The 16,501-nt window shown below is 48.6% G+C and carries 7 protein-coding genes; 3 read left to right on the top strand and 4 right to left on the bottom strand.

Features of this window, described 5'->3' with window-relative positions; genetic code table 11:
* Nucleotide 1: 1 nt before the first annotated feature.
* Entirely contained in the window at nt 2-1,324 is a 1,323-nt protein-coding gene (locus BLR09_RS03725; protein ID WP_093197989.1) for a vanadium-dependent haloperoxidase, read from the top strand.
* A 71-nt stretch (nt 1,325-1,395) separates the two neighbouring features.
* Here the strand turns inward: BLR09_RS03725 and BLR09_RS03720 are convergent, their stop codons facing one another.
* The 4 genes from BLR09_RS03720 to BLR09_RS03695 all read right to left on the bottom strand — a co-directional run bounded on the left by BLR09_RS03720 (nt 1,396) and on the right by BLR09_RS03695 (nt 13,846).
* Nucleotides 1,396-6,648, bottom strand: coding sequence for an Ig-like domain-containing protein (locus BLR09_RS03720; protein WP_143011013.1), 5,253 nt, complete (start codon nt 6,646-6,648; stop codon nt 1,396-1,398).
* Between the two features lie 34 nt (nt 6,649-6,682).
* Nucleotides 6,683-8,974 (bottom strand): SdrD B-like domain-containing protein, encoded by a 2,292-nt coding sequence (locus BLR09_RS03715; RefSeq protein ID WP_093197984.1) that lies wholly within the window; start codon nt 8,972-8,974, stop codon nt 6,683-6,685.
* A 611-nt stretch (nt 8,975-9,585) separates the two neighbouring features.
* Nucleotides 9,586-12,753 carry a DUF6443 domain-containing protein gene (locus BLR09_RS03705; protein WP_093197979.1) on the bottom strand — a complete coding sequence of 1,056 codons (3,168 nt, stop codon included), beginning with the start codon at nt 12,751-12,753 and terminating at the stop codon, nt 9,586-9,588.
* A gap of 883 nt (nt 12,754-13,636) precedes the next feature.
* Complete coding sequence (locus BLR09_RS03695; RefSeq protein ID WP_093197974.1) at nt 13,637-13,846, bottom strand: hypothetical protein; 210 nt, start codon at nt 13,844-13,846, stop codon at nt 13,637-13,639.
* A gap of 807 nt (nt 13,847-14,653) precedes the next feature.
* On the opposite strand from BLR09_RS03695, the gene BLR09_RS03690 reads away from it, so the two are divergent.
* On the top strand, nt 14,654-15,253 hold the full coding sequence (locus BLR09_RS03690; protein WP_143011012.1) for an RNA polymerase sigma factor: 600 nt from the start codon (nt 14,654-14,656) through the stop codon (nt 15,251-15,253).
* Nucleotides 15,254-15,408: 155 nt separating this feature from the next.
* Nucleotides 15,409-16,467 carry a FecR family protein gene (locus BLR09_RS03685; RefSeq protein WP_093197969.1) on the top strand — a complete coding sequence of 353 codons (1,059 nt, stop codon included), beginning with the start codon at nt 15,409-15,411 and terminating at the stop codon, nt 16,465-16,467.
* The last annotated feature ends 34 nt before the right edge of the window (nt 16,468-16,501 follow it).

The following is a 16,501-nucleotide window of genomic DNA, read 5'->3' as shown; positions in this document are numbered from 1 at the left end:
AATGAAAAAAAGTATGGTATGGCTGGTGGCGGCCGGTTGCCTGGCCCTCGTTTCCTGCCAACCTCAAAAGAAAACCGAGGTGGCCGTCACCGGTCCGGAGAGTATCCACGCCTGTGTTAAAAAACTGACAGACGTCATCGTATATGACATTTTTACGCCGCCTGTGGCCAGCCGCATATACACCTATACCTCGCTTGCCGCGTACGAAGCCGGGCGTTTTCAGAACGCATCGAGTCAGTCGCTCACAGCCAGGCTGAACGGATTTCCGGATATGCCGAAGCCCGAGGCCGGCAAGGACTATCTCTACCAGGTGGCGGGTGTCCGGGCGTTCTGTTTTGTGGCAGAAAAACTAACCTTCTCGAAAGATACCGTGCGGCGCTTCGAGGCGGCGACATTGGCGTCGCTGCGGGGTGGGGCGGCAGACGAGCTGTACGACCGTTCGGTAGCGTTTGGTGAAGCAGTCGGCAAAAAAATCATGGAACGTGCCGGCAAGGACCGCTACAAAGAGACGCGTGGCATGGAGCGGTACAGCATCAAGCAATACATCGAAGACAAGTGGTTGCCCACGCCGCCCGATTATTCTGATGCTGTCGAGCCGTATTGGGGCATGATCCGGCCTGTCGGGATGGACTCCGCCAGCCAGTTCAAACCGGAGCGGCCCTATCCTTATAGCAGCAAAGACAAGAACAGCGCGTACTGGAAAGAACTGACCAATGTATACGAGACCGTCAATCACCTGACAGATTCGCTGAAGAGTATTGCCCGGTTCTGGGACGATAACCCGTTTGTTTCCCAGCATTCCGGTCACCTGATGATCGGCCGGAAGAAAATGACACCCGGCGGCCATTGGATGGCGATTGCCAGTCAGGTAGCGAAGGAAACGAATGCGGATTGGGAGAAGTCGGCCAGGGCTTACGCATTGACGGCTTCGGCCTTACTCGACGGCTTCATCAGTTGCTGGGACGAAAAGTACCGGAGCGAGTACCTTCGCCCGGTTACGGTGATTAATAAGTTCATCAATCCCCGGTGGGAGTCGTACCTCCAGACGCCCCCGTTTCCGGAATATACCTCCGGGCATAGCGTCATCTCCGCGTCAGCGGCAATGGTATTGACAACACTTTTCGGTGATAACTACGCCTTTCACGACAAAACCGAGCTGGAGTACGGCCACGGCGACCGCAGCTTTACTTCGTTTCTCCAGGCAGCAAAAGAAGCAGGCCTGAGCCGGCTTTACGGTGGTATTCACTACCGGTTTTCGTGCGAACGAGGGACGGAGCAGGGGAAAAAGGTAGGGGAGTGGTTGGTGAGGAGGGTTGGGAAGTGAGGGTTGGATTTCTTAAAGTAAAAAAGGACGCAGGCGACGCCTGCGTCCTTTTTTACTTTAGTGTGCCTAACTTATTCCACCACGAAATAAACCCGCGTACCGCTTTGGAGCTCTCCCCAGCAAGTCGGATGAAGTTGTGCGCTGCCAGAAAACTGCTGAGACCATTTCAATACACCGTTGAAATATAGCTTGGCAGTTTTAGTAGTTTCGGACGACACGTCGATTCGATAGTCGTTCACTGGCAAATTGATGTCATTCGTACCAGGAGGATAAATCACACTGTTTGGGTCTCCTGCCTGGAGATACCAGGCATTTCCGTAGAATGGCGGGTTACCGGTGCTGAGGGACCAATACGGGCCCGCAATCGTTGCAGTCGGCGGTGCCGACTTGAAGTGGAAATAGTTAGCGGGAATGGTTTGATTCCAACAGTAGTCTGGAAGTTGGGCAGTACAGCCGGAGGAGTTAACTGTAATGTTCACCGTATTGGAATTGGCGCTCGTGCAGGAACCGATTTTGCAGACAGCGACATAGCTGGTGGAAGAAGCTGGGTTTACGACGAGAGACGTTCCTGACCCAACCACATTGCCTCCCGAAATCCGCCATTCGATCGTTCCACCAGGGCAACTACTGCTGGTTTGAAGGGTGACAGGATCGTTTGCGTTGATGGAGGTCGTACTTGCCGAAATCGTTGGAGCCGGGCAAGTGGTTGTGCCGGAACAAGTTTCTGTGGGCTGTTTGAAGCAGGAGGTGGCAACAGTCGAATTGAATTGCGTGACGTTGGCCGCCCATCCGCCGTTGTTAATAAGGATGTAGAGCCAATCCAACGCCCAGGGTGCGTCCGTCGGCCCTGCGTCTCCTGCCGTAATGTATAGACAGCCGTTGATGACACGTACATAGATGTTTCTGCCGTTTCCTGTACCGAGAAGCTGTCCGTCGGTGAAGGTGATGCCGGAGCAGGTGACTGAATTTCCACCACCTGTATTGTTGACCGTGACCGTGACGGCCCCGGAGGCAGCGCTCGTACATGAGCCTACTTTACAGACCGCGACATACGATGTGGAGGTTGTCGGAGAAACACTAAAAGAAGCCCCCTGTCCAATTGAGCCACCTCCCTGAATACGCCATTCGATTACGCCGCCTGAGCAGGCGCTGCTTGTCTGGAGAGTAGCCTGTCCACCTGAGTTGATGGCTGTAGGGTTTACAGAAATGCTGGGCTGCGGACAACTCACGGTACCGGTGCCACTGCATGTGTCTCCCGGTTGCTTGAAGCAGGAGGTCGCGGTGGCAGAAGTAAAGTGCGGAACATTGCTCGCCCATCCGCTATTGTTGATCAGGATGTAAAGCCAGTCGAGTGCCATGGGGGCATCTGCAGGGCCTGCATCTCCTGCTGTAATATAGAGACACCCATTGATGACCCGGACGTAAACATTCCGGCCATTCGCGACACCAAGTAGTTGACCGTCCGTAAAGGTCATTCCCGAACAGGTAACACTATTTCCACCACTGGAGCTGCCGGGGCAACCTACCGACTCGAAATTGAACTGACGGTAAGTATACTCCGGCTCCGAGGTACTTCCCCACAGTTGAAGGAAAACACCATTGCCGTAATTATCGACGTCCCAGGTTGTGCCGTTGGAGGTGTATATGCGATAATCGTTGCTGCTGTTGCTCTGTAAACTCCAGGCTTGAAGAGAGCTGGATGAATAAGGAGATAAGGTAATTCTTGTTCCCATACCCTGGGAGGTTATAGTCGTAACCCGGGAGGTATTGTCCTGGACGGTAAACTTGTATTGATTAGTGCCAACGGACTCTACCTTCCAGATTTGGTCATTCGCTCCGGAAGCTGCGCGGCGTTCAACAGTATTATCGCTGAGTGCCTGGAGATAGGCATTCCCCGTGCCAGCGGACTTCAATTTAATGCGGTAGCAAGATCCGGAAACCAGACTCGTACCCCCGGAGGTGGAGCCGGTTGAAATATAGATGGATTGCTCACTGTAACAGGAACCGACGGTGCAGCGGGCAGTGTATGTCGTCGGCGAGGATGGAGTAACACTGATCGAATTGCTGGTCTGGTTGGTATTCCAGGAAACGCTGCCGCCGGTACAGTTATTGACCGAAAGTGACACTGCAGGTCCTCCGGAAGTATAGGAAGTGCTGGAGGCGCTGATACTCGGAGTCGGAGCGGAGCAGCCCGAACCACCGGTGAGAGAGGGGTTGGAAGGTGCGACGACGCCGGGGGCGACGTTGATGCCGGTGTAGTTTTGGCCGGTTTGGTTTGTGTAATTATAACTAAAACTTTTTATGAGATTTCCAGAAGTTGAGTTTTCGCGGATTTCAGACAGACGATTAAACCCGTCGTATAAGTAAAACAGCATTCGTCCATTATAGTCTCTTGAAGAAGATAGGCCGACAAGAGGCTTATAGTCCCAATCCTCAGATCGGGATAAAGAGGATGTTATGCCAATTGTTATTTTTTTTACTAGATCCGTTTTGCCTAAATCGGATACCCCGTAATAGTCAATCCAAGTTGGAATGCCTTCCCTATTTACAAAATATAGTAAATTCCCTCTGCCATCGTAATTGAGATAGGTAGTTTCAGTATAGACGCTACCCGTGCCAATTTTTGATTCAATTTTTGCGGGCATAAATCTAGAACCATCGTAATTATAGCTTATTTTTTTCCAACTTGTAGGAGTGGATATGATGGAAGTTCCATTGGTAGTGACAACGGCTACGGCGGTCTCTATAGGGATTGCTATAATATTCTTCTGAGGCATCGTTATGACGGCGCTATTATCGTTAAAGTCAAATGAATATTTGTAACTCGTTTCAATTTGACGATCCCACAAGCTCGCACCATTTACATTTACTTTATTCGGCCCTGTTTTACTGTCAGTCTTTGTAGCCTTTATTAGTTGCTTGTATGTTGGATGATATACATACTCTGTAACTATTGACAATGGGTTATCTGAATTTCCTTCATAAGTAATCTCTTTTGATTCTTTCAGTTTGGTCCACCCAGTTTGAATTCGATAAACTAGCCCATAGTATTGCGGAGATGACGCCAATGTTCGATAGTATTTTTTTACGCGATAACTAGGTATCGTTGAATTGTCAGCCAGCTCATAGGTATTTATAGTACTTTTGACCGGCCGATTATCTGAATTATAATACGTTTCTTCGAGCTGATTACCATTGGGCAGATAAACCACATTTGGCATGCTAGGTTCTGAGATACTTATGTGGTTATTTATCGGACTAGAATAAGGATCACAATAAAAACTACCCGCAGACTCGAGAAATGTCTGGTTGCAAGAAATGCCATCTGCACTGTATAGACAAAAACTAGATACATTAGATTGTTCTACTTTATTGTCAAAGCGAAAAACAGTATAGCCGTTGGAAAGACGACTGGATCCTTTGTAACTGACGACAGACGAATAACCGACCAAATTGCCCTGCGGGCTGCTACTGAATGGATGTTTGGATGACGAAGAATATGCCAATCCAGAACCAGTAAACCATTGGATAAAAGCAAGGCCACTCATTAATTTGCCAGTTTTTATCCCCGTGCTCGGATCTAAGTATTCAAACGTTGTTTTTTCATTTCCATCAGAATTCTGGATACTCGCAATGCGAAGGCCAGGTCCTTTGAATTCTATAGAGTTTCCAAGATAGTCTGTAACCAATATGACGGGATTTTGGTCGCTGTAACGGGTTGCATTCGTGGCAAGGTTTGATTCCCAATTGTACGTCGTGCTTCCACCGGTAGGATAGGTTACCTTAATAAGCTGATTCGCTTTGACCTTTTCAGAATCCACGGTTCGATTTGCTCCGCCCTGTAGAGCACTTGGCAATTTATATTGAGCAGAGGGAATTACCTGGTCCGAGGGGATCATTGTCCCTTTTGTGTCGTTGCCAGTTGCACCGTTGTAGAAGCCCCAATAGTCTTGTTGATAAGAATTTTTGTCCGGAAGGTTTGAGCCACCATAGTATTCGAAGCTATAGGGAGGTTGTCCTGTTCCTCCTGTAATATCTTTAATGGAAAGAAGCTTCAATCGCTTGGATACATATGAAGGAGACCCACTGCCGCTACTGAAATAGTCGTACTGGAATGATACTTTTAGTACGGTAGACCCGTTGGATGCCAAAACCTCTATTTGGTCGAGTTTGACGCTTCCGGTGGGTCTGTCTTCTCGACCACTTCTTGTGAACTTTACTTTTCCATTCGTGAAATTTATTTCTTCCAAGGTTACTTCTTCTGAGAGAACTTCGGAGACGCTCCATCGAAAAGTGGGATGACTTGTGTAGGCATTTCCTGGAGCGATTTCATAGTTTTCTGAACCAGTCGGAAGCTGCCTGACATAGGCACCCGAATTATATTGAAAATTGATCTCCTCCAGCGTCATATTTGATTTGATCTTAGTCAAATACCAGGCTCCGATATGCTCAACGGGTGTGCCTGTATATGGGCTGGTGTCATATGCAGCGTCCTGAATTTTCATGGTTTGTTTCAAGCCAGGATCAATGACCTTCTGTCTTTCCTTAAAGGCGAAGGTATACTCGACGCCGTTTGGCAGTGTCAGCTGGAAGTTCCAGTCAGATTGTTGAGTACCAAGGATCGAAATTTGGATATCATCAGACTTTAAAGACTTCGCCGAAAAGCCGCCATTGCCATCAGGAATAATGACAAATTGGCCGGCCATTCCGCCTATATTGTAGGTGAAAATATCCAGCTCTCCGTCTACTATTGGTTCATACCCCGAGATTGTCGTCATATTCTGAAGGATTGACTCAATCTCTGTTCCCCCGTTTGCAAAAAAAATGGAATAATCGCCTTGGTTCAGAAAAAAGCATAGGGCGGAGTTCCCCGCGTAAGCAAGTTGCGAAAGTCTTTTCCATGTGTAGCCGTTACTTTTCAGGTCATCGCGGCCTCTAATTTGTCGACGGATAACGCCGCCTGCGTTGAGCGCCCAGCCGAGACCGACTTGCGACGCCTCTTCTTCTACACGGACACCGCCACCATGATAAGACACAGAAATAGGAAGAGTAAGATCACGGCTTTTAATCTCATAGATAGGTGCCGAAATAGGGGGTACACCCGTGTAATGAGAGACAGGAACGTCGCCATACTTTCCCAAAGATGCCGCTTGCGGAGACGAGGGGATGAGAGAGGGCTGGCCAGTGAAATTCTGTGCAGAACTGATTCTTGCACTCTTTTTTAATGAGTCAGTTTCAGTCTTCTGGCCTGAAACTGGAAAGGAGCAAAGAATAGAGGAAAATAAAAGAAAAGCCTGTATTGGGTGCTTGTAAAGCTTTGCCATAGATCGACACGCGAATTAATGTGAGCTCGGATGATTATTCCTTAACGACTTTCAATGCGGGAATACTTATATCGTCAGGTTTGATAAGATAGAAACCTTTTGATAAGGATGGTAGGTCAAAAAAACCAGCATGCTTGCCGTTTAATCCGGAAGAAACTTTACGTGCAATCTGTCTGCCGGCAATGTCAGTAAGCGTGACGGTTAAAAGGGGTTTATCAGATAATATCTCAAATTGTAAAAAACGACTAAACGGATTCGGATAGCTTTTGAATAAAGATGGGCGACCTTCCTCACCGAATGGCCGACTAAAAGCCAAACCGATTTCATGGAAGTTTTTAACTGAATTGCCAGCTTGTATTTTTAGTTTAAATTGATCAGGAGCTTGTTCAAATTTTGCCGGATTGGTTAATTCGAGAGAAACATCCCTCAGGAGTATTATTTCGAATAACACTGAGTCAGGAGAAACTGAACTCGGACTGACGGAAAACGAAAAATAACCATTCGCATCGGTATGAGCCTGCTGGAACAACCTGTCGTTTACGTTTAGTGCTATTAGCTGGTTTTCGAAGCCGTCTTCGCCGACATCCTGACTGCCGTTTCGATTTTGATCGTTCCATATACGCCCGAGCAGGACCTTCGGAGGGGCTTCAGAGACCAAGGCGATACCGCCTATCCCATTGGCTTTTCCAAATGTCCCCGCTTGCCCATCTGTATAAAAGGCCCAACTACGGGTTCGCTTGCCGGTTTGATTGCCAAAGGCCTTAATACCGCTGTTATTAAAGTCTGATCCGGGTTCATGAGCAGAAGCAAGTAGTTCACCGGTACCGGGCAGCCACGCGAGGCCGCCCGCCGCCGTTTCTTCGTGAATGACTTTTCCGTCGGAAGCAACAAATCCGTCTTCAAAAAAGAACTCGCCTCCGTCAGGTCCCTGACGGTTTCCGGCGCCGGCGCTTCGGAGGTCACCTGCCACGGCGTTCGCTTCCAGTTTATAGTTTTTTCGGGAGAGAAATACCTTGAGCACATCTCCTGCGGCTATGGCGGAAAAAGCAGCTTCTCCGGTTGGATCCGGTTGGCCGGTACCCGCCTGATGCCCGAATCGGTCCATGAGTCCGAGTATAATTCCGCCATCTGCGTCAAATTCTATGGCGGACAGGATGGGTTGCGGATACAGTGCCGAAGAAGGAGCGTTTGGTTGGCGGGCTTTTGTGAAATCGCTCGTCCATGGGTGCCAGGCCAGAGTTACCGTTCCGCGGGAGTAAGCGAGGGGTACCGTCACAACCAACCGGAATTTGCCGGAGATCGGGTCTAATTCATAGACGCCGGCTTTCAGGTCGGCAGCAAGCTGTGATTCGGCAGCGTCGCAAACGACGCCTACGTATAATTTCCCCTGATAGGCTTTGATGGCAAAGGGCCGGACAGCGCCTCCTTTCCATCCCGGATCGGGGAGGGAGTAGCTTTTTACATCTGCTGCTCCGGGACGCCGGGAAGGATCTTTCGGCAGGGCGATAGCATATACCTGCCGATCAGACAGGTTCGCAACAAACAATGTATTATCCAGGATATCCATCCCGCCTAGGCTGACGGTTCCAACATCGCTCATCATATCGGCGTCGACATTTTGACCGTAAGGATGCGCAGTCAGATCCTTATGCCGGTCTATGCCGGTAGGAATGCCAAGGGTTTTGAGGTTTAGCCAGGGAGTTGTCTGCCGGGTGTTCCAGTCGGTCCTGTAAATACCCCCGGTACCCAGAGGCCCATAGCCGACATGCCGCTTCGCAAAGGCAGCGGAATATACCTGGCGAGTCTGCCGGTGATAGGCAACACCCCAGAGGGCTCCCACCTGGGCAGCGGTTGCCAACGGCGTTCGCTCCCCGGTTTCTGTAGCAATCGCCAAAAGGGCGGTCAGGGTATCGTTTCCTTTGCCAAGGATGTAGATAGGGCAGATAGCGACGGGGTTAGGGGAGGCATGCTGATCCGGATTGTACAGACCAAAGTCGATGTTCCGCGCCGGGCTGCGTACATAGCGCGAAGGGGGAAGCGAGCCTTTTTCATCACCGGTGCCAAACACGACCCGAAGGGACTGTCCGTGAGGGACGTCGAGCGTATACCGGCCGGTAGCGTCGGAATGTGTTTGGGAAATCAATGCGTCAGACGCGTCAAATGCTTTGACGTTTATTCCGGAAAGAATGGTTTCCGCCGGTACATGGTTTTCCCGTTTGCCATTGCCGTTGCTATCACGGTAGGTGAGGCCGGAGATTTGGGCGAAAAGCGAATTGGAAAAGAATACCACAGGAAATAAGGCGTTAGTGACTAATTTTCCGATCATGTTTTAAACGTTTCTGATGTCTAAAATACTACTTTTTGAATTCAAGTAGTGCTAAATCTATTGACAGTATTAAAGCAGCGTCAGAGCAAGTCATGACGTTAACATAAAATATTTAATAGGCTCAAATTAGTGCCGTTATTCGAAAATCATATATTGATCGTCTAAGCTGCGAGTAATTTATATTATAAAATACTGGATAATTTTATTTTTAGATCAAGTTCAATTTTTTCGTAAATACTATTGTAAAAATTGGCTACTTCGCTCTTGAAGGCGTCAAATTTGACTTCGAGTATGACAGAAGAAAAAGATGTTTTAATTGTAAGTATGCTATTGTCTTTTGAGAAGGTAATAATTTCAGAATTTTCCGTAAATTCGAAATATTCATTTCCGAATTGCAGATTATTCAGTGCGAGAGAAATTTCTCGAACGCAATACGCAAAATCAAATATCGGTATCCACTCCCAATTCATTGAGATTTGGCGATCACCTCCGAGAAACTGAATATTGCCCAAAAACATATAATAGTGGAGAGATTCCCGAGAAATGCGTTCGCCACAAGAGAAATTTTTAGAAAGTATTTGATATCTTATCTCGAACATGATTTTTAGAAATTAGAAAGGAAATGCAGTTATGAGATTTCCGCTGTCTCCAACAATAATTCTTATGCTAGACGTCGAGCTTCCCTGTATATTTATACCAATGATATGCTCAAAGGTATGTTCAATAATTATACCAGCGCGTCCATGTGTATTAGCTCTGATCGTACCCTGTGCTCTTGCAATTTCTACCATTTCTTTCAGGCCATCTTCAGAAATGTTTTGCGCAAACTTTCCCGCGTTCGTAGCGGCGCTTGTAGGCCAGTGTCGAGAGATAACATGCTCTAATGCCCTCTGAGTCAATGCAATGGCGGACGGCCGCGCAAGAGCTGCTAGCTCTGTAGCAGATCTAATTCTTGAGACTCCAACGTCGGGTGGCAGTCCAGTTATTGGTTTGAGTTTATTTGAAAGGACTCCATCACTATTTACCTCCTTCAATCCAAAGGTTCGATTGCCATTAAAAACCTGGTCAATCCACTCTAGTATTCCGGAAACAGGGGCCATGACTTGGGACCCGGAAGGAACTTCCAAAGTCCCCAGCGTTACCCACTCAGACCCTGTCCATTTCCAACTACCGTACTGATTCGAGACAATTGCTCCTGGCGAATAAACATCCCTCGCTTCGTCTCCTTGTGGACAAGTCGGGCATCTGCCGTCAGGATCATCCCATGAGAGGGGTGAATTAAAAACATAATTGTAAGACGTGAAATTCGAATACGTGTCACTCATTGCGTCCGGTACAAACCACCTCCCGATCCCACCATCATACATCCTCGCCCCATAATCCAAATATCCCGTCTCCGGTTGCTGCTCTTTTCCGTTATACAAATACTTATTCGCCCCCTGCGTCCTCACAACGGGCATTCCAAAGGGGAAGTACTCCGTTTCCTGCACGACAGACCCGCCCTCGTTGATGACAACGCGTACATTGCCGAGGTGGTCTTTCAGGTAATACTGGAATTCGTAATTGGAAGCGTTGCTGGTAACGGCGATCTGGCCTTCTTCTGTTGCAATGCGGGTTACGTAATTATTCTGATCGTACTCGAAAATGCCCGCATATTTGGTGTTGGTACCGCTGTTGTTCAACCGGATTTTAGTGCCTGATGCATCGTAGTGGTACTCGTAGGACTTTCCGGGATTGTTGGCAAACGTGACCTTTCGGACGAGATTGAGGATGTTATATTCGATGGAAGACAACCCTTTGTTGAGGTCTTTCGTGGCGTTTCCGTTTCCGTCGTAGTCGTAATCGTCACTGCCGTTGTTTCCATTCTGGAATCCGTTGCTGTTTCCGGAGACATCTTCCACCCGCATCAGTCGGTTCCCGCTGAAATCCCCCTGATTCCCATTTTTGAAGTAACTATACGTGAGGTTGTCCCATTGGCCGCCGCTGCCGGACCGCTGCAGAGAGGTAATATTACCGTTTTTGTCGTAAGCTACAGCTTCGCTCAGGTTGTTTCCGTCAAAAGGAGTGGAGTTGGTCATCCGGCTGAGCTGGTCATAGTTGAAACGGAAGCCCGGCCATGAGCCATTCACCTGACGCCAGGAGATTTCGGAAATATTACCGTTAAACTGGTTGTAGTTTCCGTCACGGGCGTCGTCGTAACGGATATTAAGGCCAAAATTGTCCGAAGCACTCGTCTTTCCGTTAATGCTCTTGATGAAAGACCGTACGTTGTAGCAATAATCCAATTGCTCCCGGTAGCTCTCATTGCCTGTCGAATGAAGGTAGCGGTTTTTCAGCTGACCCACCGGATTATACCGGGAAGCTGCAACGACAGCCTCCTTCAGGTAATTTCCATTTTTGTAAATAGTATATTTGCTGCTCAGTACACGGTCGTTGTGATCGTAGGTAATTGTTGTTTCGACAGCATGACTCCCGGTTTGCGTATTCTGATCCACCCGTTTTCTGAGTACAAGGCCGTCAAATCGCACGTCATAGGTGGTTCGTTCTCTCGCGTCGCCTGTTCCGAGATCATAGAGGTCGCGAACGACCTGAATGACCTGATAGCGCTCGTTATAATAAGTGGTGGTATACAACCACGCGTCATAATTGCCGTCCGGTTTCAGTACGCGGCGTGCTTCCACCGTTATTTTCCCCGTTGCCGCTGCAGTGGTGGCAGGATAATTGCTTCCGATATTGACAAAATCATGCCCGCCTGGACGGGAATTGTAATTGTCGTAAGAAATAACAGTCAGCCCTTCATCCGCGCCATTGGTTCGGTCTCGGGTACCGGTGGGACGGTTTAGTCCATCATAAGTATAAAAAATCCGCTTTCCACGGCCATCCGTTGTGTAAGTCAACCGATCCTGCCCGTCGTATTCCATGGTAGTTGTTCCTCCTCCGGGGACATATTTGGACTGAACAAGGCCGCGGTCATTGTAACTGTATCGGAACGCATACCGATCGGTGTTGGCATCGTCCTGAAATTTTGGCTGAAGGACGAATTTAAGCTGATCCAGATCGTTATAAACGTAGTACGTATCCAACTGTCCGGAATCAAGGTACGAACGTTTAAGAATTACTTTACCGCCCTTGTCTTTGTATTCCCGGGTTCTGTTTCCGTTTTCATCTTTCGTTTCCGTGTAACTCAGGGCACCAGCCTGATAATACACATTGTTATTGACTAGGTTATCACCGCTTACGTCGTATTGTTTGACTTCATTGCCTCCATTAACGCCATATGTAATTTCTACAGCGCGATCGGTTCCGGGGGCGTATTTTCGAGTCGGACGGTTCAGGGGAGAAGCTTCATATTGGGTTTCTGCATAGGCGCGTGTGCTCGTTCCGCAGAATATAGATCCGTTCTGATAGTAACCGAAAACGTCAGACGCAGCGCTTCCTGAAAAGTTGCCGTTTCCCTGATTAGGAACGGGAAGGTACACTTTTGATACGCGCCCGAAATTATCATATTCCGTATGCGTGACCAGGTCAGAAGGAGTGCCGCCTGAAAGCTGCGGACTACCATGCGCGGAAACGGCTTGCATAGGTCGCCCTAAACCGTCGAGATAACTGATTTCCTGCGTTGCATCCAGAATAGAGCCGCTTCCTCCCGGAGTGGTAGTAGCACGTTTGTAGGTTCTGGAGATAATAAAGTTCTTGTCTCCTGACTGGGAAAAAGCAAATGAGGTAGAGATAAATACGCAGAGGACGCCGGATATGGCACGAGTAAAGCGTAGAGCCATTAGAATGCTCGAATAGAGTTGGACAAGGGGGAATTCGGTTTCAATACTGCGTGATTATCTTCTGATATCAAAACGAAATCTTGAAAAAATTTTATCAGATATAAGAAAATCGCTGCGATGTCTGTGGTAAGTATTTTCTATGACCTGAGTCAGGCACTCTGGTTTGAGATAGATAAACGAAAACGTTACGGCAACTCTCTTCAGGTCCCGAAGTGGCGGGAATTAAAAAAGGTAGGGGAGGAGTTGAAGCGGAGGATAAGGAAGCAGGCGTAAAGTTCAGTCGTCAGGTTATTTGATGATCGAATCTAATCAGTAGATCTCCCAGTGAATAGGGTAGTTCCAGGGTGTCAATAACTGTATGTGACAGCAACCCTTTGACGAGCAATCTATTCTCAAATGAATAGTGATCAAGCAGGACCAAGACTCTTTCGAGCATCGTTTTCTCCTTTTCGGATATCCCGGGATTCTGCAGGAGTTCTGCTATATTATCTAATAGAAGAGCCTTTCTTCGGGAAAAAAGAATCTTGTCCATTGCTATATAAATATGTCAGGAGATGCACCAGGTTGAAACAACGACCAACGAACCAAAGTGAAGGGTTAACCCTCTGATAACCCTTTTATTTTGACTATTTTTCTATCGTTCTAATGATATCCTCTTGCAACTTACGCAGCTAATCGTGTTCCTTTTCCAGCTTCTCCAGCGGGCCTGATAACCAACGACCGTATTCTGACTGCTCATTTCCGACTTAGTTCAAGCCGTATGGCCGAGAAACGTATTCGCTCGTCTCTGCGTGTTTTTCAGGCGACACGCCAGTTGATGATAGTGGCCTCCGCCTGATAAAATTATAATCGCGTTCAATGACCAGTATAAGGTCCTCGCTTTCTAAGAACTGGCATTCATACCCGCTTTCGCTCCGAGGTATGTATTGTTGCGGTTGTCGGCACCTGCTCCTGCCCAGGCGCCTACCGCCATGATGTAGGTATCCAGATACTCCAATCCGCCATTGGTTCCTGCAGCATACCCGACATACGTGCCGTAGCTGTCGCTCGGTATGGACGCAGCATAGGCGCCAAGTACTGCGTTGCCTATCATGCTTTGATCCGTAGGGGTCTGTTTCTGGCCGACGCAGGAGCCAACCAGGATATTGGATCCGGACTGCCATGAACTTCCGGTATTCAGAATGTCGTCGCCGAGGATTACCGTATTTTCAAGACTGCGAAGTCTGTTTCCTCAACTTGTTCGATAGTATTGGGAAAGGTAAGGGTTTGGGGATTTTCTGCAAAACTGCTGTCCCCGATAATTATCTGGCCCGCTCCGGAACATAATCCGGCACCGGCCCAGTAACCAATAGGAATAGATTGCTGAAATGTCAGGCATTTATACCGGCCTGTCTTCCCCGCAGTACATTCAGGAAGGACCCCGCGGCCATCATAAAACCGGCCCCGTTACCGATGGTTATGTTCTCGGTTCCTGCCGGCCGGTCGTTTGTGCCAGTTTGAGAATAGTTATACGTCTGCGCATAACTGGAAAAGCTAATAGACAATAAAACCGTGAAGGTTAAACAGATTCTTTTCACGAAGATGGGATGAGCGAAGAGTGGTTCGCGGACGGACAAAGTTACCCAACCGACCAATCATTCAAATTCCGTCGCTAAAACAAACGCTTTCAACGTGTATTACTTTAATTCCCGGGAAACAATTGTTTTTATCGTATAATTAATTGTAATTTGACAAAGCAGCCCGCGGATTGACCCGCTTTCCAGCAAAATTTTCTGTATCCTCCTTCGACCTGTACAATTTTAACAAAACGTTGCATCCTGCCGGTTTTTTCGGAAGGGGGAAGGGGATTAATACCAGAAAAAAATACTTTTGTACAGTTTCTCTATCACTGCCGGAACGTATGACCCCATCAGAATTGCATTTTTCCGATCCCGAACAAGACCTCTGGGCGCGTTTCAGAGCGGGTGACGAAGATGCGTATTCGTCGCTTATGCGGGTTTATTCGCGGCTTTTGTTCCGGTATGGCTGCCGTCTTGTGGCAGATGAGGACTTTGTCAAAGATTGCATTCAGGATATTTTCTTCGATCTGTGGGAACACCGGTCCACCGTCAGTCAACCGGCTTCCATCAAGGCCTATCTCTTCAAAGCCATTCGTCTCCGGATCTTCCGGGAACAAAGCAAATGGATCCGGGGCGCCGACCTGGAAGACAATTTCGAGGTGGAGTTTTCCATTGAACGGCAGTTGATCGATCGCCAGCTCGCCGACGAAACCCACCGCAAACTCGAGCAGCTGCTCAACGCCCTGCCGAAACGCCAGAAAGAAATCCTGTACCTGCGTTTCTACGAAGGACTATCTCATGACGACATTAGTCGTATCATGACCATGAACCGGCAGTCGGTCTACAACCTCCTCCATGAATCCATTCTGCGCCTCCGCCGGAGCTGGCAGGGCGAGTGGGTACTTTCTTTCCTTTTCCTGATCCGGGAAATTTTCAGCTGATTTTAGTTGATGCAAATAATTGATTATCAGTGATTCATGCACTGACTGGATGGGTTTGTTCTCTTTTTTGAAGATTTTTTTGTCAGGAAACCAGTAGATCAAACCAAATCCGGAATAATACGTCAAAGAGGCAACCAGAAAATGCTATTCCATCGATGAAAAATTATACCGTCTACGAAACCATAGAAGATTTCCTTGCGGATGATTCCTTTCTGAAGTGGGCCAGGGGCGTTATCGACGACGAGACCCTGGAGTGGGAGCATTGGCTCGCTACGCACCCCCATAAGCGGGAAGTAGTCGACGAAGCCATCCGGTTGCTCAATTCCCTGCAGGTTCGTCCGGTTCGGGAACTGACGGATGAGGAAGTGGAAGTGCTCGTTTCAGCTGCCCGCCCGCGTCGTCAACACCGGTTTGCCATCGGGCGCTGGGCTGCTGCTGCAGCCATGACCCTGCTCGTCGGATACGGCAGCTACCAGTTTTACTGCTGGCAGTCGGCAGACACCCGAGTGTCTACTTACCAGGCGCTTACCCGGGCACAATCTGCTTCCCTGATCGAACACGTCAACACAACACACCAGCCACTATTGGTCAAATTGCCGGACGGCAGCACGGTCGTGCTGAAGTCGGAAGCGAAGATCAGCTTCAATCCGTCCTTCGGCGGGAAGAGGCGTGAAGTCTTCCTGGACGGGGAGGCGATCTTTGATGTAATCAAAAATCCCGCCCGTCCTTTCTACGTATATTCTAATGAGTTGACGACCCGCGTACTGGGGACCAGCTTCATTGTCAAGACTTCTGAAAACGATGTTACGGTAGCGGTCAAATCCGGAAAAGTGTCTGTTTTTCATGGAGCGGATAATACGGACCGGCCGAACGCGCTGGTACTCATGCCCAATCAGCAGGCTGTTTTTCGCCGCCGGGATGCCAACCTGGTGCGCGAAAAAGCGGCTGAACCTGTCCTGCCTCGTCCGGAAATCGCAGTTGCCGGATTTGAGTTCAGTGACACGCCCCTCGATGAGGTGTTTAAGCAGATTCAATTGACGTACGGGATTCAGATCGTATACGACCGGGAAACGTTGTCCCGATGCCCGCTGACGGCCTCGCTGACAAACCGGCCGCTGACGGAAACCCTCGATATTATCTGCAAGGCGATTGAAGCGCACTACGATGTGCTGGATGGCCAGATTGTGGTACACGGCAAAGGCTGCCGCGGCTGATCAATGAAGTACAAAACCTGATAGAATAACTTAA

This window comes from Siphonobacter aquaeclarae (genome assembly GCF_900103285.1).
GTDB classification, from domain to species: Bacteria; Bacteroidota; Bacteroidia; order Cytophagales; family Spirosomataceae; genus Siphonobacter; species Siphonobacter aquaeclarae.
This window is presented reverse-complemented; position numbering and strand designations above follow the sequence as displayed.

Excerpts from the sequence above, each read along its gene's own strand:
- BLR09_RS03725 (WP_093197989.1), top strand. The coding sequence starts at position 2 with ATGAAAAAAAGTATGGTATGGCTGGTGGCGGCCGGTTGCCTGGCCCTC.
- BLR09_RS03720 (WP_143011013.1), bottom strand. The coding sequence starts at position 6,648 with ATGGCAAAGCTTTACAAGCACCCAATACAGGCTTTTCTTTTATTTTCC.
- BLR09_RS03715 (WP_093197984.1), bottom strand. The coding sequence starts at position 8,974 with ATGATCGGAAAATTAGTCACTAACGCCTTATTTCCTGTGGTATTCTTT.
- BLR09_RS03705 (WP_093197979.1), bottom strand. The coding sequence starts at position 12,753 with ATGGCTCTACGCTTTACTCGTGCCATATCCGGCGTCCTCTGCGTATTT.
- BLR09_RS03695 (WP_093197974.1), bottom strand. The coding sequence starts at position 13,846 with ATGATAGGCAACGCAGTACTTGGCGCCTATGCTGCGTCCATACCGAGC.
- BLR09_RS03690 (WP_143011012.1), top strand. The coding sequence starts at position 14,654 with ATGACCCCATCAGAATTGCATTTTTCCGATCCCGAACAAGACCTCTGG.
- BLR09_RS03685 (WP_093197969.1), top strand. The coding sequence starts at position 15,409 with ATGAAAAATTATACCGTCTACGAAACCATAGAAGATTTCCTTGCGGAT.